1 protein-coding gene is annotated in these 1,053 nt (G+C 58.6%); it reads right to left on the reverse strand.

All coding sequences use genetic code 11. From position 1 onward, the window contains the following. Positions 1-12: 12 nt before the first annotated feature. Positions 13-792, reverse strand: a complete 780-nt coding sequence (locus tag AC0L3U_RS38270) for an integrase core domain-containing protein (RefSeq protein WP_473364942.1) — start codon at positions 790-792, stop codon at positions 13-15. Positions 793-1,053 lie beyond the last annotated feature (261 nt).

Genomic DNA, 1,053 nt, shown 5'->3' on the forward strand with positions numbered 1-1,053 from the left:
TGTGCATGTCCACTAATTCGCTGATCGAGTGGCGTGTGTCTTGGTCTCGGCAAATTCCTTTGGAGTTTTGCCGCTGAGGGCCTGATGAGGCCTGAAGTTGTTGTAATAGATGATGTACTCGAAGAGCTCGTTGGCGAAGTGATCGAGGTTTTCGAAGGTGGCGCCCTCGATGAGGTCGTCGTCCAGGGTCCGCCAGAAGCGCTCGACCTTGCCGTTTGTTTGCGGTCGGTAGGGTCTGGTGTAGCGATGCTTGATGCCGAGCTCGACCAGCATGGCTTCAAAGGGGTGCTCTGCGGAGTTGCGAGATGCAAACTCGGCGCCGTTGTCAGAAAGGATCTCGGCGAACTGGACCCCATAAGTGACGTTGAGGGTGTTGATCATCTTCAAGGTCTTGAACATGACCGGTAGCGCCTTTTTCGAGGTCAGCACCTCGGCCCAGGCCAGGCGCGAGCAGCTATCGACCAGGCTGACGATGAAGGCGGTGTTGGGCGGGGGCACCAGGAACATGTCGCGGGACAGTTGGTGCAGGTCGACATGGCCGAGCTCGCCGATCTTGTCCTTGATAATGCGACGTTTCTCCTCACGCATGGCCGGGGTGCGGCGGTTGAGCTGATTGCGTTTGAAGACCCGGTAGATGGTCGAGGGTGACGGTACCGCATCTCGTCGTTCGCGCAAGGCGGCGTGGACCTCGTATCGGTTCATGCCCCGCTTCCGGCAGGCGACGATCTCCGCCTCGATGCCTTCCGGTTCGTGCCGCTCACGCCATTTCGGCCCGCGCCGCTGCGGCAACAAGTCCGCCTCCGCACCGCCGCTCCGCAGGTAGCGATTGTAGTATTTCCGGAAGGTCTGCGAGCAGGTGTGGTGATGCCTATAGAAATCCCCCACCCGGCGAAATGTCGCCGATCGGCCCGCCTTGACCTCCTCATACTCCGCGATCAGGAACCGCCATTTCTGAATGTAGTTCCGCTCAATCGTCCGATCGAAGCTGTTGTCTCGCATCTGAATTCTCCCCGTACAGGATGAATTCGATCAGCGAATTAGTGAACATGCACA

The sequence above is a fragment of the Bradyrhizobium sp. Kon69 genome, assembly GCF_055807515.1.